This window comes from Bacillus paranthracis (assembly GCF_001883995.1).
GTDB lineage: Bacteria > Bacillota > Bacilli > Bacillales > Bacillaceae_G > Bacillus_A > Bacillus_A paranthracis.
In genome coordinates, this window is record NZ_MACE01000049.1 from 452,576 (window position 1) to 478,521 (window position 25,946).

Consider the following 25,946-nt stretch of genomic DNA (forward strand, 5'->3'; position numbering starts at 1 on the left):
TAAAAAACCGAAAAAACATTTGTGACGATGTTTCTCCGGCTTTTTATTACGCTTAAAACTCTTCTTTATTTCTTATCTTTAATCTTAATCTCTGCATCTTTGTAGAATGCTAATTTACTGTCATTATACTCTTTTGTAAAATTGTTAAATTGCTCTTTTGATTTTTGTGCTTCCATAGTTAATTCATTAACAGCCTTAACTTTTTCACCAATCTCTTTTAATTTCGTTTCTTTTACTTTTAATTTTTCATACAATTCTTTTTCGGTCGCTAACGCCTTCGTATAATTTTCATTCATCTTTTGGAATGCATCATAACGATTTTTATACGACTCTTCTACTGCTTTCGCTTGTTTTTGTAACTTTTTATCTTCAAGCTTCTCTATATTTCCTTGAACAGATTTCGTTTCTTTCTGAGCTTTTTCTAGCATTTCTTTCTCATTTTTCAAAGCTTTTTCACGATTATCTACATTGGCAGTAGCCTGCTCTATTTTCTTCATAACAGCGTCATTATGATCTTTACCTTCTTGTAAAATTTGAGAATATAGTTCTTGGCCTTCCTTCTCTAACTTCTCTAATTTTTTCGCTTCATCAACTAATGATTTCTCTTGTGTCGCCGCTGTTTCAAAAGCTGTATATAGGTTTTCTTCTGGTTTTTCACCGAAACAACCTGTTAATAGTCCTACTGATAGTGCTCCAACTACTGCTACTTTTCCATACTTCAACGTTCATTCCTCCATTACATACGGTTATCATGCCAGAAATTCACTGGGAAGTGACTCTCTTCATGATAAGCTTCAAACTCATAACCCTTTTCTTTTAACCCTTTTAAAATTGCTGGCACAGCAGCAACTGATTGCGGATGAATATCATGCATTAAAATGACTTCTTGTGGTTTTGTTGCATTTGTTAATACATTTTGAGCAATTTGTGCTGCAGCTGCATCAACTTGCATTTTATTATATTTCCAATCTAATGAATCAATTGTCCAATCCCACACTTTAAAGCCGCCCTCTACCACTTTATTTCGAAGACTTTCATTTAATCCAGGCATTGAACCGTATGGTGGACGTGTTAATTTAGGTGATTTCCCAATAATATTGGCGATTAAGCTTTGATCTTCTTTCATCTCATTTACATACTCGCCATTTTTATATAACTTTGCAAAATTATGCGTCATACTATGCATTCCTACATAATGACCTTCTGCATTTTCTCGTTTCACTAAATCTGGAAACTCTTTTACATTCGCTCCAATTAAAAAGAATGTCGCCTTCGCATCATGTTGTTTTAACGTATTTAATAATTCAGCCGTATATTTCCCCGGGCCATCATCAAATGTAAGATAAGCAACTTTTCTTTCCTTGCCATTAAAACGACTTGGTGCCGTTTTATTCATTTCTACTTTCGGTTGTTCACTTGCGAGTTGTACTACATTTTCTTGTTTTGCAACAGCCTTTGCTGGTGAAGTAATGGATTGAAACATGAAATACCCAATAGCTACTGCTGCAATCGCTATTAAAACGAATACTACTCGTTTAATTTTAAAAGCTTTTTCCATTCTATCGAATTCCTCTCCCTATTAATCTTATATATAAATCACCCAATATAATTATACATCTATTTATTTTATTACACTATATAAACAGACCTATATATGTATTATAATGGGAGTTTTATCAAAATGGTCGTTCCTATTCCTTCTTTACTTATAATATTTATTGTACCTCCATGAAGCTCCACCATTTTTTTAACGATGGCTAAACCAAGACCCGCACCTGTAGCATAATTATTAATCTGGTAAAATGACTGTTCTATATACAGTAAATGCTCTTTAGCAATTCCAATCCCTTCGTCTTTCACCTTTATCACTGCTTGTCCTTTATTTTTAGTCACCTCAATATATACTTTACCATTTTTATGTGAATATTTAATGGCATTTTAAACAATATTCAAGAAAATTTGCTTTAGTCTATTTCGATCTCCTATCAATTCGATTCTTTCTATAGTTTTGATGAATTGCATTTGCTTCTCTTCAGCATTAGGAGTTAATTGCCAAATCTTCTCCTCTAGTATATCGTATAATTGCACCTTTTGTTTATATAAATTGAAATGATTTAAGTATAAAAAATCGTTACAGAAAAGTTACAAATCCATCTCGATAAAAAAAGATTGGCAAAGGCCAATCTTTTTTTATTATTCATTTCGAACTGGCTTTGGTGTTACACCTAAATGTTCATTTAATTTTTTCGAAATATCTTTCACATTTTTTTCATTTGGAATGTAATAATAAATGCCTCCGATACGTTTATCCGTACCTTCCACTTGCATTTTTTCCATTTCCAAATTAGATCCTGCCATATTTTTCGTAATAGCAAGCATATCATCGAAAGTTAAGTTCGTTTTCATATTTTTATCAACCGCATCAAGTAAAGAGCCCATTTTGCTAATAGATTGAACAGACATCGCTTTTTTAGCAATTGCTTCAATTACAAGTTGTTGTCTTTGACCACGCATTGCATCACTGTCAATTTTACGCGTTCTTGCAAGCGCAAGTGCTTGTTCTCCATTTAAATGTTGGTAGCCTTTCTCTAAATGAATCATACCTGCTTGGTCTTTACTATCTTGTTCAGTGAAAGTAACTGGTACATCAATATCAATACCACCAAGTGAATCGACAATTTGTACGAATGATTCAAAGTTAAACTTCACATAATAATCAACAGGAACATTTAAAAATCTTTCCACTGTATCGCGTGTACTTTCAACACCACCAAATACGTGTGCATGTGTAATTTTATCTAATTTCTTTCTAGATGGAATATATACACGTGAATCACGCGGAATACTTACTAATTTAACTGATTTATCATCTTTATTAATTGTTGCTAATAAAAGTGCATCTGTTCGAACAGCTTCTCCGTATTGGCTTTTTCTCATTTCACTACCATCAACACCCATAATTAGAATTGAAATGTTATCCTTTAAAGGTTCAACTTCTTTATCACGCTTCGATGATTTATCAATTTGTGCATATGCATCACTTACTACTGCTTTTGCTTTATTATATATTAACGATCCATATCCTACTCCACCAAAAATAAGTAAGAACAATGGAATTATAATGAACCATTTTATTGATTTTCTTTTAGAACGTTTTTTACTGCTTCTCGTATTCTGTTCTAATTCAGAGCTCATATCCATTCGCCTCTCTTTCTCTTTCCCAATTATAATGCAAGTCTATTAACCTTCATATTGAATTTCCTTTCAATTACCTTACAATTTTGTAAGGTTACTGCGCAAATCCAATATGTACTCCATTTCACATTATACTCTCGTGCTTATTTTTGGCAAGTCACTATTTATATAAAATTATTTTTTAAATTCATATATTATAATTTTATTAGTTTGGTGTATACATAGTTTGCTTTCCATTATTAATAATGAAAGCTGATTTTGCTTTTATTTTCGTCTTTTGTATTTCTATCTCTTCATTTGAGAAATTCACAATAATTTCAATATTTTTTCCATACGAAGCTGATTGTACTAACTTATCTTCTGACAAATATGCAAAGTTCGTCATTTCTTCTTTTACTGCCTTTTCATGAACTTCATTCCAAACTTTCAGGTGCTGCGTAATTTCTTGTTTATGCTTATTCCACTCTACTTTATCTAAATGGTACAACGGAGGAACGTTATACAATAATTCGTATAACATACGGTTTCTAACCTCATCTTTTACTTTCAAGCTTCCCCATTCCCAGTGGTGCGTTGTAATTACAGAATCATTGTATACTAATTTATATAATGGTACTGAATATGCAGGATTTAAATATACTTGTTTATACTCTTCTTTTAACGGTACTTGTTTCGCATATTTTTCTGGAACATTTTGATTCGGTGACCAATATCCACCTACATAATACGGACTTGTTTTATTTTTCCTCATATCTTCATCGTCCCATTTAATTACAGGCGTTTCAATACCATGAGCAAATGCAATCGTACTACTAGCAAAATCATTTCCGCCTTCAGAACCAACGACCATACCCTTTTCTTGCGCAATGTAGTCCATTCGTTTTAAACGTGCTTTTAAATCTTGCTCTTGTGTCGTTATATGTTTCGCTGAATAGTCATCGTAAATTTCACCTGTCGCATCACAATCAATAAACCATGAATTATATTTAGGTCCATTTTGTAATATATCGTTCATTCGTTCTTTTACACTAGGAAGAGATAAAGTTGGATTTAATTTTCGCCCTCTACCTAAAACCCCTTGCACCTTTTCTCCATTTTTCTTCGTTACAGTAGCCTCTTCGTATAATGATGGGTCATTAAAGGATGCTGTGTTCCAATTTTTATCACTTTTTTCGTGAATGGAATGATATGAGTCATACGGACCAACTAAATACCCCATTTCCTTAGCTTCTGTCACGAAATTAGGTTGCATAAATCCTTGTTCCCAGTTTGGCAGACCAATCCACGCTTTTTCTATTCCTGCCTCTTTCATTTCCTTTAGTATGTCCGTTCCATCTGCATTACCCCATTTACTTACCTCTTCAACCGCATCACCAAGTAGCGACTTTAATAAATGCTTATTTAAGCTATACAATTCTGTATTCGTTAAGTGACCTACACCTTTCTTTAATAGCACACTAGCTTCCTGATTAACGTTTTGAAAAATATCATCTTTATAAAATTCTTTCATTGATAACACTTCGTTTATATAACGTAAAATAACATTTTTTTGATACTTATCAATGAAATCTTGTTTACTTACTTGATCTAATACATTCAATTCCCCAGGCTCTGAACTATATTTTTGAATAAGCTCTTTTATATGGCTAAACAAAGGGCTATTTATTTTCTCTCTTAGCTTTGGCCAATTTACATTACTTTCTGATAAGCCATTTTGATTCCAAAAATAAAAATGAGCTGCACCGTAAAGCTTTTCTATCTCTTTATTTTTTCTAGCCTTTTCTTTTAATGTTTTAAATTCACCTTTTCGAGCGATATTGTCTTTATACAGTTTAGCAATACTTACTACATCATTATTTGTCACATATACTTGAAATCCATATGTTTTATTTTTATTTATACGCGGAAATTCATGTATAAAATCAAACCCGATTTTCGGATCCGAATGAAATTTCACCTCATTATTAAACATATTGTTCGCGATATATACAATTGAATATTTCAAACCATTTAATGCGAAAAACTTCATAGAAAATGATTCAGCAAATGAATATGCATCATCCTTTAAAAACTTCTTCCAATTTTCATCATTACTCGAAATTTGCTTCCCTTCCCATAACGGAAGTGTATAATTTTCAGCTTGTACTTTCGGCCAAGTAAAGCTTTCTGCACCAGTCGATTCTACTTCAATATTTAAGTGATCTTTTTTCTTCTCTAGACTCACTTTTACTTTTTGATCTGGATATTCCCAAGATGTACGATCCTTTTCTTTTTTTACATTCAACACCTTCATTTTCGGCAAGGGCTGTGATGCCAGTGCCTTTACGCCATCATGTTCTACAATTAACGTGAAAGTCTCTGGATTGACATCATAAGTAAATTCTTTATACGTTGCTTTCTTTATTTTAGACTCTTGAACAGTATTGCTACCTTTTACATCACACCCGACTAAAGTCGAAAATGACATCGTTGTAAGAAGACATATTGCTATCATTTTTTTCATCTTCTGCACCTCCACCACTGAATATACAGAGGCTTTGTTACAGGAATGTGGCAAAAAAATAGAACCAGCATAATGCTAGCTCTATTTTTGGGATTAAAAATAAATATATATGGGCAACTATAATCTGCTTAATATATATATTACAATAACCGTGTTTTTTCATCCTCACTAATTATAAAAGCAAATCATTCAAAGCTTTAACATGCATTTCTTAACTAAAAAAATAAGTGTATATAATATACGCTAAAACTAGCACTAAAATTACTATCGCTGTACCTTTCCAATTCATACCACCCGCCATATCAACTGGACTACCCGTTTCAGCTCTGTTGAGCCCATCATGTAAAGAACCGGTAGAATTGTTTTTCAATTCACTTTGCCTTATACGTTCTCTTTTTTCTTCCGGTAACTCTTTCTTCATATGATCCGTTCACCTCCAAGTTAATATACTCTTTACTAAATTATACATTCATATTTTTCTTTTATATGCAAACATATTTACAACATAAAGAAAGCTAGCGATACTAGCTTTCTTTATAATCCAATATGTTCTTCTTTATTTACAGTAATCCCTCTATGATCAATTTCTAGCTCACACACTTTCATAGACGTAAATACTCTCGCTAATTGCTCAGCAATTTCTTGACGTTTCTCATACGGCGTTAATATAAAAATAGATGGTCCTGCACCGCTAAGCGCTGTACCGTATGAACCGAATTCTTTTGCACATTTACGAATAGATGGTAATAACGGGACAAGCTCTAAACGATACGGCTCGTGAAAATGATCCCTTTCCATCATTTCGCCTACAACTTTCCATTTCTTTTGACATAAAGCAGCTACTAATACATTACTTATTGCACTAGCCTTAACAGCTTCATGAAACGGGAATACATCTGGTAATACAGATCGACTTTCATCTGTATTTAGCTCTTCATTTGGAATAAGAGAAATAACACCTAATTCCTTACTTTCAATTCTTACAACCGAAACATTCTTCCCATCAAGTGCTCCGATTACAGTTCCTCCTAATATAGAAGCAGCAACATTATCAGGATGACCTTCAAAATTTGTAGCAATTTGAACTCTTTGCTCAGTCGTTAAGTTCAATTTTCCGAGTTGATTCGCAAGCTCTATCCCAGCTACAATTGCTGATGCACTACTTCCTAGACCTCTTGTTAGCGGAATGTTACTAGTAACTTCTATTATATAGGGTGATAAAGAAGGACATACTTTACATGCCGTGCTAACAATTAAATTTTTATCGTCTGTCGGAATTGAATCTTCAAAGGAATGGATTACTTGCCATTTATCAGCTTTTTCTTTAACTACTACATGTAAATATAATGACAAAGCTATTCCTACTGAATCGAATCCAGGTCCAACATTCGCTGTACTAGCAGGAACACGAATACTTAATGGTATCACGACATAATCACCCCTTTAATATGCTCTTTAATTTGTTCTATATTATTTGAAACACTTGCAATATCTAATGCATTAGAAGAGATTGCGATATCAGGATCTTTCAAGCCGTTTCCAGTTAAAACTGCAACAACTGTTTCTCCTTTTTTGATTTTTCCAGATTGAACATGTTTCATTACGCCAGCTAATGAAGCATTTGATCCTGGCTCAGCGAAAACCCCTTCCGATTTTGCTAATAATCTATACGCATGTAAAATTTCTTCATCTGATACCATATCTATTTCACCGTGAGATTGCTCAGCAGCCTCTACTGCATATGACCAACTTGCTGGGTTACCGATGCGAATCGCTGTTGCAATTGTTTCTGGCTCGTCAATTACATGCCCTTTTACAATAGCAGCTGCTCCTTCCGCTTCAAATCCATGAATTCTTGGCTTCTTATATCCTTTTTCTTTCTCATATTCACAGAAACCCTTCCAGTACGCTGTAATATTCCCAGCATTCCCAACAGGAATCGCTAAAACATCTGGTGCACTTTGCAATTGGTCACAAATTTCAAATGCTGCTGTTTTTTGCCCTTCAATTCGATAAGGATTTACCGAGTTAACTAATGTGATTGGCTCTTCTGCAGCAATATTTCTTACAGCCTTTAGTGCATCATCAAAATTTCCTTCTATTGAAATAATTTCAGCACCATAGGCAACTGCTTGCGCTAATTTTCCATGTGCAATTTTCCCTTCTGGGATTACGATAATACATTTCATTCCAAGACGTGCCGCGTATGCTGCGGCCGATGCTGATGTATTACCTGTCGATGCGCAAATAATGGCCTCTGAACCTTCTTCTTTCGCCTTCGCAACTGCCATTACCATACCACGATCTTTAAAAGAACCTGTCGGATTCGCTCCTTCATACTTACCGTATAACTGAATTCCTAATTGTTTTGATATATTTAATAACGGAATAAGGGGTGTATTTCCTTCCATTAAGCTCACATCAGGTGTGTTTTCGTTTACCGGTAAATAAGAAGCATATTGGTTTAATAGTCCTTTATACATATTGTTTTTCCTCCTCAATAATGTAGTAACTGTTTATTTCACTTGCGACATCTTCTATCGCTCCTAAAACTCGTTCGAATTGATACTTTGAAGTTTGATGTGTCACAACAACGACTTCTGCAAGTTCACGATTTAAAGGTAATTGAATCACTTCTTTTAAACTTACAGAATAATTAACGAAACATTCTGTTATTTTTTGCAACATCCCAGGTTCATCTCGTAATGAGATACGTAAGAAATATTTCGAAACGACTTCTTCATCCCCTTGTAATTCATACGGTTCCGGTTCTTTTAACGTACTTTTATTTTTCTGAACTTGATTCATATTTTTAACGATTGAAATAATATCACTTACTACAGCAGAACCAGTCGGTAACTTCCCAGCTCCAGGTCCGTAAAACATTACTTCTCCTACCGCTTGCCCGTGAACATATACTGCATTAAATTCATTATTTACATTCGATAATGGATGATGACTAGGTAAAAGAGTCGGTTCTACACTTAAATGAATGGCTGATCCTTGTTTCTCTGCTTTACCAATTAATTTCATTGTAAACCCTAACTTTTCAGCCATTTGTAAATCTTCTTTTTCGACCTTTCGAATCCCTCTTACTTGCACATCATCTAAAGAAACATTCATCGAAAAACCTAAGTTTGCAAGAATCGCTACCTTTCTCGCCGCATCTAGCCCATCTACATCCGCTGTCGGATCTGATTCTGCGAAACCTAATTTTTGTGCTTCCTGTAAAGCCTCTTCATACGACCATCCATTTTGACTCATCTTTGTTAACATGTAATTTGTTGTACCATTTACAATCCCCATTATTTTTTCAATTTGATCTGATGCTAATCCGTCTGTTAACCCTCTTAACACCGGAATACCGCCCGCTACACTTGCCTCATAACATAAATCACAATCATTATCGTTCGCCAGTTGGAGAAGTTCTACACCGTATACAGCCATTAAATCTTTATTTGCTGTTACGACATGTTTCTTATTTCGTAAAGCTTTAACAATATGCTGCTTCGCTTCTTCAATTCCGCCCATTACCTCTACTACAATATCAATATTTGAATCATTTAGAACTTCATCAACATGACTTGTTACTACGATTCCATCAATACAAACATCACGTTCTTTTTCTAAATCACGTACAGCGACTGTCTTCACTTTCACTTCATACCCTGTATCAAGTGCAATTTTTTTATAATGTTCTTTCAAAATATGGACAACACCACTTCCGACCGTACCTAATCCTAACACCCCTACATTAACAACATTATTCATCTTCTAATCTCCTCCTACAATTTTATTTTTTATCTTTATCAATCACCTTACTCTGCTTTTCAATCATGCAGGTGGTGGTTATTTCCGTACGTACAAATCGTTTCATGTTACAGCACCTCCTTTCAAAGTAATAAAAAAACACACTCATCCCTAGGAAAGGGACGAATGTGTTTTCGTGGTTCCACCCTTGTTCCAACCTAGACGTATTTCTCTCTAGATTGCTCAAGTTCAGATAACGGCTGATTCCGTCAATAATTACTAGATTACTCGTTCACTATTGAAGTTCAAAGGTGGTAAAATCATTTCTCGTGTTAGGAAGCTCACACCCTTGACTTCCCTCTCTGTAAACCGTAAAAATGATTCCGTGTCCTTATCGTTACTTTTCGTTCATGTTTATTTGTTAACTCATTATACTCGCATAAAAAACAAAATCAATACTATTTTTTAATTATTTTTAATTTTCAATCTCTAAAACTATAAAAAAACACACTCATCCCTAGGAAAGGGACGAATGTGTTTTCGTGGTTCCACCCTTGTTCCAATCCAGACGTATTTCTCTCTAGATTGCTCAAGTTCAGATAACGGCTGATTCCGTCAATAATTACTAGATTACTCGTTCACTATTGAAGTTCAAAGGTGGTAAAATCATTTCTCGTGTTAGGAAGCTCACATCCTTGACTTCCCTCTCTGTAAACCGTAAAAATGATTCCGTGTCCTTATCGTTACTTTTTTCGTTCATGTCTATTTGTTAACTTATTATAGTTATCAACTTTTTAAAAAGCAAGCCTATTTTTGTTCATTATTTTTAAAAATACGAATCATTTTATTTTAAAATAACAAATCATCTAATATAGATTTCTACTCTTGCACATGTATTCATCACTTATAAACTAACAAGATTGATATTAAATTCTCATTCTAAAACGTTTAGAGTTTCACACCTCAACACTATATTTAAAAAGTAATTTTCTTAATACAATCTTTCCCTATAACTTTCTTCTAAAGAACGTGCAACATCCTCTTCTGAAGTATTCACTTTCGCATGCTCCAACAACATTTTTGCTGCTGAAGGTAACTCTTTTTTATTTAACCAAGATTCCGGATCCCACATTTTTGAACGAATAAAAGCTTTTGCACAATGAATATAGCATTCCTCTACCTCAACCACAATTCCAAGTAACGGATTGCGTCCATTTGCCTGCATTTCTTGCAAAATTTCTTCGTCGTTTGTTATATACGCTCGGCCATTTATTCTGAGTGTCTCCCCAAGGCCTGGGATAAAAAAGATTAATCCTACACGTGGATTGGAAATAATATTCAAAATGGAGTCTATACGGCGGTTGCCTGGTCTTTCTGGAATGATAATTTTATTATGGTTTAATACGTAAACAAATCCAGGTGCATCTCCTCTCGGTGAAGCATCACACTCTCCTAATTTATTTGCTGTAGATAATACTAGAAAAGGAGATTTAGACAGAAAATCTACGCAATGGTGGTCTAATGATGAAATAACCTTTTTCAAAGCTCGCTCACTTGGTTCCCCTAATATTTTCCGTAATTCTACCTCAGTTGAAATAATCGATTTTATTTCCGTCCTCTCTATACCCACTTATACCCTCTCCTTTTTTTCTTTATTTTCCCAAAATTCATTACAAATATTGTATAATAAAATTTGCAGAAAGGGGAACTAAAATGACAGAGTGGTTAACGATATTTGATTCTGAAAGAAATACACTTGGGAAGAAATTACGTGATGAAGTGCACCGTGACGGTGATTGGCACGAAACATTTCATTGTTGGTTTGTAGAAAAAGATGATGAAGATATGTTCTTATATTTCCAATTACGCTCTAAAAATAAAAAAGAAGCCCCATGTATATGGGATATTACTTCAGCTGGACATATTATGCATGATGAAGATGTACAAATTGGTGGCCTTCGTGAAATTAAGGAAGAATTAGGGCTTTCCTTTCAAACTACTGATCTAGCATATACAGGAATCTTTACAATAGATTATGAAATTTCAAATCTTACGGATCGCGAGTTTTGCCATATGTATTTTCACAATGTCATCGATCCACTTCCATTCGCACTAGGTGAAGAAGTAGATGATGTGATGAAAGTACATGCAACTTCTTTTCTACAACTATTAAAAAGAGAGATTTCATCTTTTACAGCTACTTCTGTTTTGAGCAATAAACCGCTAACGATAACTTTTGATGATATCTATCCATATGATCTTGCATACTATGAATTTGTTGTTGAACAAGGAAAAGACTTACTAGAAAATAATAGTTTATAAATAAAATAGGACTCCTAGCATTATATTGCATAAAGTCCTATTTTTTCATTATTGTTCAAGCATTTTTAATCTACTCTCTACTCGTATAAATAAACGAATGATTAATAACAGCATAATCACCATAATCGCTATCATTGTATGTGGATATCTAAACAGTATACTAACAACACTTCCAATTAACATCATAATGAATCCGTTTTGCTTCATCACTTCTGCACTATACCTATTACCTACATCCCATAATTCTTTATTTTTCATAGATCGTTTCGTACGATAACCATATGCCGCATTAATATCGGTCGGTGGATTTTTTTGAAGGACAATCGCCGCAAGTATAAATATAATACCTATTAAAATACTCATTCCTATGTTTATTAGTGCATACATCAATTATATTCCCTCCTAACAACCTACAGCTTCATTATACGACAAAATCCTGTTTTTTCCAATTTAACAACACATTCACTTCCGCTCTTTCGATGTTTGGAACATACTTGGCAGCGTTACAAAGCGCGCCCCTTTCGTTTTTAACTGCGGAATCATTTTGTCTAGCGCCTCTACAGATCCTTGCAGGCGTCCACCTGGAGTTGAATGTTGAAGTATGATACTACCAGGGAATGAGTTCCCTAACACATTATTTGTAATCGTATCAGCACTTACACCTTTCCAATCAACTGTATCCACACTCCACTGTACAATCATAAAGTTTTGCTCAGTTGCCCAATGCAATTGATTTTCAAGTATTTCACCATACGGCGGGCGTATAAATTTAGGAGCATAGCCGGCTATACGTTTTAATATTTCTTCCGTTTTTATAATTTGATTACGGTACTCATCCTCATTTACTTTCGCTAAATTAGGATGACTATACGTATGATTACCAATTACATGCCCTTCATTCGCAATACGCTTTACGACATTCGGAAACTTTTCTGCATTTTCACCAAGCAGGAAAAAAGTCGCTTTTACATTATGTTGTTTTAACTTATCTAATATTTTTGGCGTGAATTCTAAATCCGGTCCATCATCAAATGTAAGTGCGACTTCCGCTTTATTGTACGGTCCTGAAAATGCGTACGCATATTTTTCGACCCAAGAAAATGGTGTCCACGATCCACGTTCATCTGCTTTCATTTGTACTTCATAGCTTTGAGGGATATATGTGTATGGCAATGTTCTTATATAATCTCCGTAATAAAATAAGTTATATGGCATATAGGCATACGAAACATCTCGTTCTAGCCCCCATTGATATGGAGCAAACCCTTCTGGTGAATAAAAATAATACATAATAAAAACCTCCCTAAAGTTTCATATGTGATTCATCTGCACTTTGTTAGAGAAATTGTTATTCATAAACAAAAATAAGACTGTCCGTCATTTGGACAGTCTTACTGCTGACTATTATTAATAAATTGATGTACTATCTTTCGGTAAAGCTTTCACATGTTTTAAATAACTTGTCACTCTGTCATCATCACCTTGCGGGTACGAATATCCATAAGCGTTAGCAATTTCATTCGCCACTTCCCTAAATAAATCACCCATGACAAAGAATGACTCCCATATGTTTTCATATTCTGCATTAGAAAATGTCCTTTTAAATTGCTCCCACATTTCCCCTTCAAAATATTGCTCAAAATGCTTTCCAAACTTTCCTGCATTAACTGTAAAGTCTGTTTTCATACCAATATGCCATTCTAGCATTACGATGAACATATCCCGCACTGGACCATCAAGCATTCCTTTTGCATAAGAAAGTTCCTCACGCCATAACCCTTTTGCCACATTCGTACTACACCACCAAAACTCATTACAGCAACCTAAAAACTCTTTTTCTGTAGGCTTTTTTATTAAGTAATCTTTATCGCTTGCTGGCGGGAATTCTTCTATACAATTATCTTTATCGAGAAGTAATTTACTTAAACTATCTTGTCCAACGAAATTATTTATTAATTCAACTGGCACTAGTGTTAAATCAATCCGATTCCCATCCATGAACTGCATTAAATACGGAAACTTTCCGTCTCCATCTGGTGGAACTAATGACATTTCTTCCGGCATTTGTACAATCATTATTTCTCCAAATCTATGAATCCAATTATGATTAGACGTAAAGGATTGTATATCTTTTACAACATACATAATATCATAGTCTTGAAAACAATCTCTTTTCACATGTGGATTTACACGCGATCCATTCATGATGACAGCTCGGATTCTTTCATCCTCTTTTGCTGTATTCATAATTAAGTCTATCATTTCTTTTTCTGTTCTCATCTACTCACAACCTCCAATTTTTTATATAAAATATAGTGATATGTATATAGGAGGTCCACGAGCTAACTGCGTTGTATACGATACAAGTTATAATTTTTCAAACATCTTTTTCATTCTATTTATCTCCTTTCGGTATTCTTTTACGAAAATGTAAAATCTTTCGGTATTCATACAACACTCATATATTGATCAACAGCCGTCCACTTCTCAATCATACTCATGGAAATACCATCGCTTTCAATACTTTTCTACTATTCACCTTCAATTATACATAAAATTCTGTCTTATATACCAAAAATAAAGAAGGGACATCTACTTCATTACAAAATAGATATCCCTTCTTTTGTTTATACATGTATCCCTTACGGATTAGTAGACCAAAGCCCTGCTGATTTAATAAATGTACGTTTATTTAATTTCAGCTGCGCTACGATAAACTCTGCAATATCTTCTGCTTGCATTACTTTATCAGGATTTCCGTCAGTTAATCCTAAATCTACAGCCATGTCTGTTGCTACTGTACTTGGAGTTAACGCTGTTACGCGAATGTTATGTTTACGAACTTCCATCGCTAACGATTCTGTTAAGCCAAGAACACCAAATTTAGAAGCACTATATGCACTTGTTACAGGTGCACCTTTTTGTCCTGCTGTAGATGAAATGTTAATGATATCACCAGATTGTTGTTCAATCATGCTTGGTAAAGCTGCACGAGTTGCATAGTATACACCCATTAAGTTTACTTGAATGATTTTTTCCCAATCAGCAACGTCTAGTTCTAAAAACTTACCGAACTTAGAAATACCAGCGTTATTAATTAAAATATCGATAGATCCTAAACCGTTTTTTAACGTCTCAATTGCAGTAGTCACTTCTTCATATGAAGAAACATCAGCAGTCGCAATAACAGCTTTTACGCCTTCTGCTTCTACTTCTTTCGCTACAGCTTTTAAGTTTTCTTCTGAGCGAGCTAAAAGACCTACATTTACGCCCTCTTTCGCTAATGCGATCGCTACAGCGCGACCAATCCCTCTACCTGCTCCTGTAATTAAAGCATTTTTGCCTTGTAATAATTCTGCCAAGTATAACACTCCTTAATCATCTCAGTTATGTATTATATTAAAATTGTATCTATGTTTATGTAAAAAGGCAATGATGCACTTTCATGTGCGTAGGTTACTTGTAGGTAACTATAGAAAGTTCTTATTTATAATTCTCATCTTTTTTCCATAATTCATGTAAAATAGAAATAAATTCCATAAAAGAGAGCATATGCGTATAAAAAAAATGGTTCTTGTCACTATCTGCAGTCGGACTATTTAGCATATTTTTGGCTATGTACTTTATATTTGGTAATCCACTATATTATAAAGTAATAGAAAAAGAAACTAACGAATATCTCCATACTATAAAAGGATATAAGCAAAAAGAAATACAAAGCATAACCGGAAAATATACTTCCCTTTATAATATCGGCTATTATGCAACAGTAGTATATAAAGACGAACCTTATTTTACATACTCTTATACATACGATAATAATAAAAAAATAATACAAGACAATGGCATTTTAGGAAGACATACTGAATCATTTGAGCATCTTAATTTAAATTGGTCACTGTTCGATCAACTAATACAAGGGATTCATACGAACTTACAAGAAAGAGGTTTAAGTGAAAAAAAGGATTATTCTATACGACACGTTCATTACATTGATATAGATGATGATAAAAACGATGCAGAAGCATACGTTGACTTTAAAAAAGATGAATAATGAAGGAAAAGCTTATCAATATAGTTGCAGTAATGGGAAATGTATTTTTAAAGAGAAATAGTGTTAGAAGGTTCCCCTTCTAACACTATTTCTCTTCATGATTCGGAATACGTACAATAAATTCCGTACCACTGCCTTCCTCACTCTCGACTTTTATTTCTCCTTGATGAAGGTCGAGTACTTTTTTTACGATAGCCAAACCTAAGCCACTCCCTCCATAAGCACGATTTCGTGAAGAATCCGCTTTATAAAAGCGCTCAAAAATATGTTGCTTCTGTTCTTCAGATATCCCAATTCCCGAATCGCGAATACGTACTTCCACTACTTTCTCATATTCTTTTAACTGGATTGTAATTGTGCCACCACTTGGAGTAAATTTAATACTATTATGAATTAAATTAATCCAAACTTGACTCATACTTTCTTGGTCAGCAGTAATGTGCACTTTCTCTAAATTAAGTTCCAATTCAATTTCTTTTTCAGCCCAGAGCGGTTCACTATTTAACACAATTTGCTTTAACTGTTGATCTAATCGATAAGTTACTCTTTCTGGTGTATATTCTTCCGACTCTAAAAGGGTAAGCTTCAGTAAATTTTGACTTAGTTTAGATAATCTCGTCGTTTCCGTTTCAATAATGGTAAGGTAATGCTCTCTCTTTTCCTCGGAAAGATTGTTATCTTGTAGCGCTCTAGCAAATCCTTTTATAGAAGTTAATGGTGACTGTATTTCATGAGAAACATTCGATACAAATTCCTGGCGCATTTTCTCCATCGCATTTAGTTCATCTGTCATATCATTTATACTTTTTACGAGCACACCAATTTCTCCATCATATTTCTCTTCATTTCGTATTTTGACGGAGAAGTCCCCTTTTGCAATTTTTTGTATCGGTTCAATAATAGTCCAAATCATCGCCTCTCGCTTCGGTCTCATTAATACTGCAATTAATATCCAAAGAAGAATCATAAATATAAAACTGAGTATGTCACTAATGAGGTAGGTAACAAAAGGAGATAAATGTATTGCAAGTGCATCCAATATACTAGATGATACATAAAATGCTGTAGACCAAATAATAGTAAGAAAAGAAAAGAGTGCTATTATCGCTCCCGTTACTTTTAGCATCTTGAATTTACTCATTCGCTCTCTTCTTCTCATTTACTTACCTCTAAGCGATATCCTAAGCCTCTTATCGTTTTAATACTAAATCTCGATTTCTCTTCTTGGAACTTCTCACGTAACCGATTCATATGAACATCTAATGTTCGCTCATTTCCTTCAAAATCATATCCCCATACATCTTCAATTAATTGCTCTCTCGAACAAGTTCTTCCCGCTTTAGAGCCTAAAGTAAATAGCAATTCGAATTCTTTTAGTGGTAACGTAACTGTTTGTTCACCAATTGTAACTTCAAATGTTTTACGATTTAACAGTACATTTCCAACTTGAATTGATTGCGATACTGTAATTTGGTAACGTTTCAATAACGCCTTAACTCTCACTACTAGTTCTATCGGATCAAATGGTTTTACAAGATAATCATCCGTTCCAAGATGAAATCCTTTTACTTTTTGAGACGTTTCTCCTTTAGCAGTTAACATCAAAATCGGAATATCATAGTATTTCCTTAATTCAAAACATACATCAAATCCATCCATATTCGGCATCATGATATCAAGAATAACCATATCAACTTTCACTTCATCTATTTTTTGAAGTGCATCTAGACCATCAATTGCTTCATATGTTTGAAATCCTTCCCGCTCTAAAAATACAGAAACAAGTTCTCTAATATGCGGATCGTCATCTACTATTAAAATTTTTGGTAGCAAAGAAAACCTCTCCTTTCTACGTAGCATCTTTCATATAACTTTTAAAAATGAATCACCAGCGGAGTATAAGCCCCACTGATGATTCATTTTATAATACGCCCTCTTTAATTTTCAATTGTTGCGTTGCAAATTCACGATACATGTCATGTGTGCGTAACAATTCATCATGTGTACCACTACCTGTAAGATTCCCTTTTTCTATAAAGATAATTTTATCTGCATCTACTACAGTAGAAAGTCTATGTGCAATAACTAACGTTGTTCTGCCTTTCATTAAGTTATTTAATGCCTTTTGAACGACAGACTCTGATTTACTATCTAAACTAGAAGTTGCTTCATCTAACATAAGAATTTGTGGATTTCGAAGTAACGCTCGGGCAATGGCAATTCGCTGTCTTTGTCCTCCAGAAAGTTTCACACCACGTTCTCCAACTTCTGTTGCATATCCATTTGGCAAATCATGAATAAATGCATCCACATATGCCATCGCCGCTACTTTTTCAATTTCTTCATCTGTCACTTCTCCCTCAACGCCGTAACAAATATTATCCCGAATCGTTCCATCGATTAACGGACTATCTTGTGAAACGTAACCAATTTGACGTCGCCATGACTGTAACGAATAGTTCGTAATTGTATCTTTCCCTAATTTAATAGCACCGCTAGTTGGCTCATAAAAACGTTCTAACAATGAGAATAACGTCGTTTTCCCGCTACCACTTGGTCCTACGATTGCTGTTACTTTTCCTGATTCAATTGTGAAATCAATATTCTTTAACACTTGCTCTTCTTCGTTATACTCGAAATGTACATTTTCAAGAACGATTGGCTGCTTAGCATTTGTGACTTTCACACCTGTTTCATGATCTTCTACTTCATATTCTAAAATTGTATTAATTCTTTCCGTTGCACCAATTGCCTTTTGGAATTGTGTAAAGAACATAGATAATTGACTCATCGGCATTATAATTTGAACTAAATATAAAATAAACGCTACAAGTTCACCTGTAGTTAATGCACCGCTAGAAACACGCATCCCACCATACCCTACGATAATAACAAGCAATGCCATTAAAACAAACGACATAACTGGTGAAATTAACGCTTGCACTTTCCCTTCTTTCAAACCAAATTGCAATAACTTTTCGATACCTTTATTTCCAGTTTCATATTCTCTTTTTTCTGTGTTCGAAGATTTTACTAAACGAATTTCTGATAATACTTGCGTTAGCACACTTGTAAAAGAAGCCGTTTCATCTTGAAGTGCTTTTGAAATCTTATACATTTTTCGTCCAAGTGGAACTAAAATAAGTACTGATAATGGAATAACCGTTAAAAGTAAAAGTGTCATTTTCCAATCTAAAACAAATAATACGATTAATGATCCGACAATTGAAATACCGCCTGTTAATAAATTTGACAAATGCTCAGAAATTAATGTCTTCACAACACCTGTATCATTTGTCATTCGGCTAATTGTATCGCCTGTTCTATTTTGATCATAATAAGATACTGGCAATATAAGTACCTTTTTCCACAAACGTTCTCTTAATCCAGCTACAATCTTCTGTCCTATATAATTTAATAAATATATAGATAATCCTGCAGCTATAGTTTGCATAATAAAGAAGGCAACTAGCCCAACAATTTGTCCTGTACTAATTGACGAAAGTGAAAAATTATCTACTAATCCTTTTGTTAACATCGGAATAAATAAACTCGCTCCTGTAGAAAGTAAACTCATGAATAACGCAAAAATTAATATCCCTTTCGGAGGATTTGTATCTTGAATAAGGCGTAAAAACTGCCTCCAGCTCCCTTTTTTCTTCATTTCATTTTTAACTTCCATTTCTGTCATCTCCTCGTGTTAAACCAAACTTTTCTTTCTAAAAGTAGAATACAATACGAATGTAAACTGAATGTAAACACACTTTTTCTATTTTTACAAAATATACATAAAAACTCATCTTTACAACAGATATAAATATCTGATATTATTACCTAGTGCTAAATATTATTCTATGCGAATGATAAATAATCAATTTACAATACTATATAAATCTCCCGTTATTGAAAGGAGTATCCTTTTTGCAAACAAATATACATTCCGAAAAGGAAACAATTATTTTTATTCATGGATTAGTCGGCAATCGTCGTGCCTTCAAAAAAGAGCATAAACGATTTTCCGCCTCTTACAACGTTATTACTTATGACTTATTAGGTCACGGCGATGATAAAGGAGAAGCTATCGAATTTTCATTACAGCGTCTCGTAGATCAATTATTGAATTTATACGAAAAAGAAGGCATTCAAAAAGCTCATATTTGCGCTTTAAGCTACGGCTGTTATATCTCTACCATTTTTGCACAAATGCATCCAGAAAAAGTTTTGAGCATTTGTCATATTGGTGGACATTATAATAACCCTTCCCTTTTATATAACGTATTTCAAAAGTTTTGGGAGAAGCGAGGAGACGATTACTCTAAATGGCTCTCTCAATACGCAAATACCATTTTTCCAAGTGGCATACTAAAAGCAAATCCGTTCGCAGTCATTTCAAGAAATATTTATTACCGTTTCGGATTGCAATTACATTCATCAATTATTGCCCAATCATTACGACATCGATTAGAATTCGATTTGAAATCTAAATTAAAATCACTTCCCCACCCTATTCTATGGGTAATGGGTGAACATGATCATCTCTATAAATCTTGCCTTTTTGATTTAAAGTCTATTCTTCCAAACGTTTTATATACAGAAATACCGCTTGCAGGACATGCAGCTAACTTGTTTCGTCCGAACTACTTTCATGACCTATACGCTCGATTTTTAAATGGGAAATTACAGTAAAAACTACTACACTCCCAGTTTATTCAACTATAAAAAGGCTTCCCAAGTTTCCCTGGAAAGCCTTTTCTCTATACAAAAAGTATATAAACTACTTTTTCTTAGTATGCTTTTGTGTAACCTAATAGGTGCTTGCTCCAGTAAGAGTTACTTACAGAACTAATACGTACACCAGTTGCATCAGTTTCTGCACTAATGAACTGACCGTTTCCTAAGTAAACGCCCATGTGAGAAGGACCTGATTTATAAGTATTTTGGAAGTATACTAAATCACCTGGTTGTGGATTGCTAGTTTTTGTTTTAGAGCTCCAGTATCCAGCAACTGTTTGACGAGCACCTTTATGACCAGTTTGATTTAATACGTAGTGAATGAATCCACTGCAGTCAAAACCAGCAGGTGTTGTACCAGCAGTTCTGTATGGTGAACCATTTAAAGATCTAGCGAATCCAGCGATTGAAGATGTATCTCCACCTGTTGTTGGTTTTTGTACGTCTTTACCTGGTTGTTGAACGTTATTTGTAACGTTATTGTTATTTGTAACGTTGTTTACTCCGCCTTTTACAAACTTAACGAAGTCTGCACTTACGTAACCTGTACGGCCGTTATGGTTAATTTTGTACCAACCATTTTCAGCGCCAGTAACGTTTAATACTGTACCGTTTGTTACACCACCGATTACAGCGTTGTATGTAGCTGGGCCTGTACGTACTTTTAAAGCACCAGTGTTAACAACATAAGAACCACCAGTTTGAACTGTAGTAGTATTGTTGTTTGTAGTTGGTTGTTGTGTTTGGTTAGATACAGCAGAACCACCTTTTGTTACGAAGTCTTTGCTTACGTATCCAGTTCCACCATTGAAGTTGATTTTAAACCAATCTTGTACTTCACCAACAACTTGTACTGTTTTACCTTTATTTACAGAGCCTAATACTGTATGAGATGTACTTGGGCCTGTACGTACGTTAAGTGAAGAAACGTTTACTGTGTAAGTACCAGTTCCTTGTTGAACAGTAGTTCCTGTTTTACCACCAGTCGTTACGAAGTCACCACTTACATAACCAGTTTGACCGTTTACAGTTACTTTGAACCAACCGTTTTCTTGTCCAATTACTTGTAGTACTTGACCTTGTTTTACTTTAGAAATAACGCTATGTCCTGTACCAGCACCTGAACGAACATTTAATACATCAGCAGTTACTGTGTATTTTAAGTCGGATTTTGTTTCTACAGTTTTTGTTTCAGTTACAGTCGTTTGTGTTTGAGTTTGTCCATTAATTTCTTTTAGCGCTTCGTTTGAAACTTGTGCATGAGCAGAATCCATACCTGGAACTGCAACACCTGCTACTGAAGCTACTGCTAAACCTGCAATTACTTTTTTCATAAGTTGTCTTTACTTCCTTTCCCTACTATCCTCTTAAAAAAAACTTATAAACTTAATACTTTACAATATTATCAAAGTAAAATATTCATTAAGTTCCATTTTTTAACAAGAGTTTTATTTTTCACACAGAGTTCATTTTAAATGAGCGAAGTGAAATTCGTGTGAACTTCATGTGAACTTTACCATTAAACTTACTCTTTTTGCAATGCTTTTTTCATATTTCTTATGTATTTCATTGAAAATTCGACATACCATTCATTATCTTAGTAAATATTTTTCTATCCACTTTGAAAAATTCTATTCATCTAACACAATGCAAAGAATGTATTACTTAGTATAGTTCCTCCCATGAAGCATACTCTTATCATGACAAAAAACACTTTTTTTATCAATAGTATAATATTTTTAGAAAACTATTTTTGATACTATCTATCACTTTTAAAAGATTTGACGATTTGTAAGATTTAACTTCAAAAATTCTGTTCTAATTTGACGAAAGTACACATTCCGCTACCCATTTTTAACTGTCTATGGAATTTATAGGGTATTTATATTATCATATATATAGTAGCGTCTTAATCTATACACATTTTATTTACCCTACACGGAAAGCAATTGAATTTTAAGATGAGCGTTTTATTGCTTGCAAATAGTGGAATCAAAAGGGAGGTATATTTATGAATAACATAATAGATGATCCTATAAATAAAAATATAGAACTGTACTATGCTTTTTTTCAATTCGTTTCAATTATTACCTTACAAAAAATATCAACTATTGAAACACGTAAAAACGAATTAAAAAATCAGATGAAAAATTCCTATCAAAAAAAATCCTTACTACTTATAAAAAGGTGAACAGGTTGTATCCCTGTTCACCTTTTTATAAGTAGTAAAACCCCGATTGGTTCAAATAATAATTAGTGGAGGATAAACAATTCCCCCACTCGTTCCTACATTATTTATAAATTTTTACACGGTTTTCTAAAGGCTGGTATTCTTTTTCACCTGCAGGTACAACCGGTTTACCAAACGGCATTTGCGCAATAAGCTTCCAATTTTCTGGAACTCCCCATTCTTTTCTCACTTCTTCATCAATTAATGGATTGTAATGTTGCAATGTAGCACCAAACCCTTCAATTTCCAAAGCTGTCCAAATTGCAAATTGTAACATTCCAGAGGATTGCTGAGACCAAATTGGAAAGTTCTCTTTGTATAATGCGAATTTTTCTTGCAGTTCTTCCACCACTTCACTATCTTCGAAGTATAGAACTGTTCCATAACCACTTTTAAATGCATTCATTTTTTCTTCCGTAGAAGCGAAGTTATTTTCAGGTACAATTTTTCGTAACGTTTCTTTCGTAATATCCCATAACTTATCGTGTTGTTCTCCAAGCAAGACGACAACGCGAGCACTCTGAGAGTTAAAAGCTGAAGGTGTATGTTTTACAGCATGATAAATCACTTCTTGAATTTTTTCATCCGAAACTACTTGTTCTTTACTAATTGCGTAAATAGATCTTCTGTCTTCAATCGCTGAGTAAAAATCTTTTGCCATCATAATTCCCTCCAATTTTCATTTGAGGCTTTTTCCTATGTACACATCATATGCCCCTCAAAACTTATCATTAATAAGTTTCTAACTTTATAATATAAACAAACAATAATAAACTCAAATAATAACACTCACATTTTTTACCTTTTTACTTTATTAGTGCTAAAAAATAAAAGGCAATTTGCTGTTACCGATAGTACGTAACAACAAATTGCCTTTCTTATATGATGATCCAACCCAGTATTTCACTTAATTAACTAAGCCAAATGCATAAGACATTAGCTTATTCGTCTCTGTAAAACGCTTCGTTTTACCTTTTGTTCCCATAACAACTGTAATAATACGAGTATCACCTTGTTTTGCTGTACCCGTAAAACAATACCCTGCGCTATCTGTAAATCCTGTTTTTAATCCGTCTATTCCTTCTATATATAAAGCTTTATTATTTTTGTTTAACATATCATTTGTACTTATAACATTAATATTATTAAATGCTAACTGACTTTGACGTAAGTGAGTCACTTCTAATATTTCTGGGTAATCTTTTATAAGATGATACGCCAAGTTTGCTACATCACCAGCCGTCATTTTTGTTTCACTTCCATCGGGCTCTTGTAATCCAGAAGCATTTGCAAATTTAGCATGTTCCGACATTTTGAACTGTTTCGCTTTTGCATCCATAAGCTGAACGAAATCTTTCTCCGATTTTGCCATATGTTCTGCTAAAGCCACAGCTGAATTATTAGCTGACTCAATCATTAATGCATGATATAAATCTTTAACAGTTAATGTGTCATTAACTTGTACTGGGATTCTCGCTCCCTCTGTTTGTGCCGCTTTCGCACTCATTTTCACTGGATCTTCCCAGCGAACTTTCCCATTATGTACATTTTCTAATAGAAGATATGCTGTCATCATCTTAGACATACTTGCTGGCGCAAAAGCCTCATTTTCATTATGTTGATAAATAACATCTCCATTACTCGCATCAATAATCATAGCTGCTTTTGCATCAATTTCCGGTGGTATGTACTTTGGTGGGACTACTTTTTCAACTAATCCTGTTTTAGGTAGTTCTGCCACTTGTAAAGGTTGTCCCTCTATACTTGTTGCACTCTTTTGAGTTCCTTGGAATAAGAACCAACATATCCCTAAAACAATGACTAATAGGACTGTCAGCCTTCCCCATTTTAACCGCTTCATTTCAAAACTCCTTTAACAAACCTTTTATACACTCACATTTAACCATAACAACTTTCCCTTTATATCGTCAAGGTAAAAAGCATATTTATTCATCTACAGCAATTATTATTTCAATGCATGCATGTTACAATAACAATACCGAAATATAAGAATATTCAATGATAAACCTTATGAATAAAACTATTAATAGAAGGGATTCATACAAATGCCACTTCCAAAATCATTAAAATACGGAGATACAATTGGGATTTACTCCCCTTCTTCTCCAGTAACCTACACTTCTCCTAAAAGATTTGAACGAGCGAAATCTTACTTACAACAGAAAGGATTTCATATATTAGAAGGTTCACTAACAGGTCGATATGATTATTATCGTTCGGGTAGTATACAAGAGCGTGCTGAGGAACTAAATGCTTTAATAAGAAACCCGAATGTTTCTTGTATCATGTCAACAATTGGTGGCATGAATTCAAATTCCTTATTGCCTTATATTGATTATGATACTTTTCTAAATAACCCTAAAATAATGATTGGGTATTCAGATGCAACAGCTTTATTACTAGGGATTTATGCAAAAACAGGACTCCCTACATTTTACGGCCCGGCACTCGTTCCCTCCTTTGGAGAATTTGAGCCTTTTGTAGATGATACATACAAATATTTTGTAGAAACATTACTGCATGATCAAGCGCTTCCATACAACATAAAACAACCTTTATTTTGGTCAGACGAATTTATTAATTGGGAAGAGAAAACGAAAGAAAAAGAACTTAGACCAAATAATTGGATTTCTGTAACAAATGGACAAGCTACCGGACGGATAATTGGCGGCAACTTAAATACAATACAAGGAATTTTGGGCAGCTCTTTTATGCCATGTATTCAAGAAGGCGATATTCTCTTTATTGAGGACAGTTCAAAAGATGCAGCTACTATTGAAAGAAGCTTTTCATTCCTTAAAATTAACGGTGTATTTGATAAAATTTCAGGTATCATTCTTGGAAAGCATGAGCAATTTGATGATTGTGGTACAAATCGAAAACCTTTTGAAATACTATTAGAAGTACTTCAAAATCAAAGAATTCCTTTTCTAGCCGACTTCGATTGTTGTCATACACATCCAATGATTACCATGCCTATCGGTGTTCAAGTAGAATTGGATGCAACAAATAAAACGATACATATTGTAGAACCTTGGAAAAAATGAATACATGGCTTTTATTGTTTTACAATAAAAGCCATGATACTATATAATTTGGAATGTGAAAGATTAAACTAAATACGTTCCAATATCTATCAT

At 34.0% G+C, this 25,946-nt stretch carries 22 protein-coding genes, 3 pseudogenes and 2 other annotated features; of the genes and pseudogenes, 5 read left to right on the plus strand and 20 right to left on the minus strand.

Features of this window, described 5'->3' with window-relative positions:
- Positions 1-65: 65 nt before the first annotated feature.
- From BAQ46_RS19445 to BAQ46_RS19495, 10 genes and pseudogenes are all read right to left on the minus strand, one after another.
- Positions 66-722: a YkyA family protein gene (locus BAQ46_RS19445; protein ID WP_000873557.1), complete on the minus strand. Its 657-nt coding sequence runs from the start codon at positions 720-722 to the stop codon at positions 66-68.
- A gap of 14 nt (positions 723-736) precedes the next feature.
- Entirely contained in the window at positions 737-1,558 is an 822-nt protein-coding gene (locus BAQ46_RS19450; protein WP_000409387.1) for a peptidoglycan-N-acetylglucosamine deacetylase, read from the minus strand.
- A gap of 101 nt (positions 1,559-1,659) precedes the next feature.
- A pseudogene (locus BAQ46_RS19455) lies at positions 1,660-2,124 on the minus strand (sensor histidine kinase); the annotation flags it as partial.
- A gap of 69 nt (positions 2,125-2,193) precedes the next feature.
- Complete coding sequence (locus BAQ46_RS19460) at positions 2,194-3,195, minus strand: LCP family protein (RefSeq protein WP_002163688.1); 1,002 nt, start codon at positions 3,193-3,195, stop codon at positions 2,194-2,196.
- Between the two features lie 205 nt (positions 3,196-3,400).
- A complete protein-coding gene (locus BAQ46_RS19465; protein WP_071742503.1) occupies positions 3,401-5,698 on the minus strand; it encodes a glycoside hydrolase in 2,298 nt (765 codons plus the stop codon).
- 211 nt (positions 5,699-5,909) lie between these two features.
- Complete coding sequence (locus BAQ46_RS19470) at positions 5,910-6,119, minus strand: DUF6366 family protein (RefSeq protein WP_000711907.1); 210 nt, start codon at positions 6,117-6,119, stop codon at positions 5,910-5,912.
- Between the two features lie 113 nt (positions 6,120-6,232).
- A complete protein-coding gene (gene thrB / locus BAQ46_RS19475; RefSeq protein WP_061130939.1) occupies positions 6,233-7,126 on the minus strand; it encodes a homoserine kinase in 894 nt (297 codons plus the stop codon).
- Positions 7,123-8,181, minus strand: coding sequence for a threonine synthase (gene thrC / locus BAQ46_RS19480; RefSeq protein ID WP_061130940.1), 1,059 nt, complete (start codon positions 8,179-8,181; stop codon positions 7,123-7,125). Before thrC ends, thrB begins: the two co-directional genes overlap by 4 nt.
- The gene (locus BAQ46_RS19485) at positions 8,174-9,469 is read right to left on the minus strand and encodes a homoserine dehydrogenase (RefSeq protein WP_061130941.1); all 1,296 of its coding nucleotides are present in this window, start codon (positions 9,467-9,469) and stop codon (positions 8,174-8,176) included. The genes thrC and BAQ46_RS19485 overlap by 8 nt, the downstream gene beginning before the upstream one ends.
- Positions 9,470-9,623: 154 nt before the next feature.
- Positions 9,624-9,855: a binding site (T-box leader), on the minus strand.
- A 114-nt stretch (positions 9,856-9,969) separates the two neighbouring features.
- Positions 9,970-10,201 (minus strand) — a binding site (T-box leader).
- 238 nt (positions 10,202-10,439) lie between these two features.
- Positions 10,440-11,078 (minus strand): pyridoxamine 5'-phosphate oxidase family protein, encoded by a 639-nt coding sequence (locus tag BAQ46_RS19495; protein ID WP_061130943.1) that lies wholly within the window; start codon positions 11,076-11,078, stop codon positions 10,440-10,442.
- A gap of 83 nt (positions 11,079-11,161) precedes the next feature.
- On the opposite strand from BAQ46_RS19495, the gene BAQ46_RS19500 reads away from it, so the two are divergent.
- Complete coding sequence (locus BAQ46_RS19500) at positions 11,162-11,770, plus strand: NUDIX hydrolase (RefSeq protein WP_061130944.1); 609 nt, start codon at positions 11,162-11,164, stop codon at positions 11,768-11,770.
- Between the two features lie 48 nt (positions 11,771-11,818).
- On the opposite strand, the gene BAQ46_RS19505 is transcribed toward BAQ46_RS19500, so the two are convergent.
- The 4 genes from BAQ46_RS19505 to BAQ46_RS19520 all read right to left on the minus strand — a co-directional run bounded on the left by BAQ46_RS19505 (position 11,819) and on the right by BAQ46_RS19520 (position 15,132).
- Positions 11,819-12,157 carry an SdpI family protein gene (locus BAQ46_RS19505; protein ID WP_000271090.1) on the minus strand — a complete coding sequence of 113 codons (339 nt, stop codon included), beginning with the start codon at positions 12,155-12,157 and terminating at the stop codon, positions 11,819-11,821.
- A 75-nt stretch (positions 12,158-12,232) separates the two neighbouring features.
- Complete coding sequence (locus tag BAQ46_RS19510) at positions 12,233-13,060, minus strand: peptidoglycan-N-acetylglucosamine deacetylase (protein ID WP_061130945.1); 828 nt, start codon at positions 13,058-13,060, stop codon at positions 12,233-12,235.
- Between the two features lie 117 nt (positions 13,061-13,177).
- Complete coding sequence (locus BAQ46_RS19515; protein ID WP_071742505.1) at positions 13,178-14,050, minus strand: aminoglycoside 6-adenylyltransferase; 873 nt, start codon at positions 14,048-14,050, stop codon at positions 13,178-13,180.
- Between the two features lie 362 nt (positions 14,051-14,412).
- On the minus strand, positions 14,413-15,132 hold the full coding sequence (locus BAQ46_RS19520) for a 3-ketoacyl-ACP reductase (RefSeq protein ID WP_000818985.1): 720 nt from the start codon (positions 15,130-15,132) through the stop codon (positions 14,413-14,415).
- A gap of 254 nt (positions 15,133-15,386) precedes the next feature.
- Between BAQ46_RS19520 and BAQ46_RS19525 the strand changes: the two are divergent.
- Positions 15,387-15,885, plus strand: a pseudogene (locus tag BAQ46_RS19525) (DUF3139 domain-containing protein).
- A gap of 24 nt (positions 15,886-15,909) precedes the next feature.
- Here BAQ46_RS19525 and hitS read toward each other — a convergent pair.
- The 3 genes from hitS to BAQ46_RS19540 form a co-directional block, all read right to left on the minus strand.
- Positions 15,910-16,983, minus strand: coding sequence for an envelope stress sensor histidine kinase HitS (gene hitS, locus BAQ46_RS19530; RefSeq protein ID WP_061130947.1), 1,074 nt, complete (start codon positions 16,981-16,983; stop codon positions 15,910-15,912).
- Positions 16,980-17,657, minus strand: a complete 678-nt coding sequence (hitR, locus tag BAQ46_RS19535) for an envelope stress response regulator transcription factor HitR (RefSeq protein ID WP_000937025.1) — start codon at positions 17,655-17,657, stop codon at positions 16,980-16,982. The genes hitS and hitR overlap by 4 nt, the downstream gene beginning before the upstream one ends.
- Before the next feature lie 88 nt (positions 17,658-17,745).
- Positions 17,746-19,506, minus strand: coding sequence for an ABC transporter ATP-binding protein (locus BAQ46_RS19540; RefSeq protein WP_000453240.1), 1,761 nt, complete (start codon positions 19,504-19,506; stop codon positions 17,746-17,748).
- A gap of 239 nt (positions 19,507-19,745) precedes the next feature.
- Here BAQ46_RS19540 and BAQ46_RS19545 point away from each other — a divergent pair, with 239 nt between their 5' ends.
- Positions 19,746-20,510, plus strand: a complete 765-nt coding sequence (locus BAQ46_RS19545) for an alpha/beta fold hydrolase (RefSeq protein WP_061130948.1) — start codon at positions 19,746-19,748, stop codon at positions 20,508-20,510.
- Positions 20,511-20,608: 98 nt separating this feature from the next.
- Here BAQ46_RS19545 and entFM read toward each other — a convergent pair whose 3' ends face one another.
- Entirely contained in the window at positions 20,609-21,889 is a 1,281-nt protein-coding gene (gene entFM / locus BAQ46_RS19550) for an enterotoxin EntFM (RefSeq protein ID WP_000755553.1), read from the minus strand.
- A 677-nt stretch (positions 21,890-22,566) separates the two neighbouring features.
- Here entFM and BAQ46_RS19555 point away from each other — a divergent pair.
- Positions 22,567-22,738 (plus strand): annotated as a pseudogene (locus BAQ46_RS19555) (DNA mismatch repair protein MutT).
- Positions 22,739-22,846: 108 nt separating this feature from the next.
- On the opposite strand, the gene BAQ46_RS19560 reads toward BAQ46_RS19555, so the two are convergent.
- Complete coding sequence (locus tag BAQ46_RS19560) at positions 22,847-23,449, minus strand: nitroreductase family protein (RefSeq protein ID WP_001993708.1); 603 nt, start codon at positions 23,447-23,449, stop codon at positions 22,847-22,849.
- Positions 23,450-23,692: 243 nt separating this feature from the next.
- Complete coding sequence (locus tag BAQ46_RS19565; protein ID WP_000825888.1) at positions 23,693-24,646, minus strand: D-alanyl-D-alanine carboxypeptidase family protein; 954 nt, start codon at positions 24,644-24,646, stop codon at positions 23,693-23,695.
- A gap of 205 nt (positions 24,647-24,851) precedes the next feature.
- Here BAQ46_RS19565 and BAQ46_RS19570 point away from each other — a divergent pair, with 205 nt between their 5' ends.
- A complete protein-coding gene (locus BAQ46_RS19570) occupies positions 24,852-25,853 on the plus strand; it encodes a S66 family peptidase (RefSeq protein WP_071742509.1) in 1,002 nt (333 codons plus the stop codon).
- Positions 25,854-25,946 lie beyond the last annotated feature (93 nt).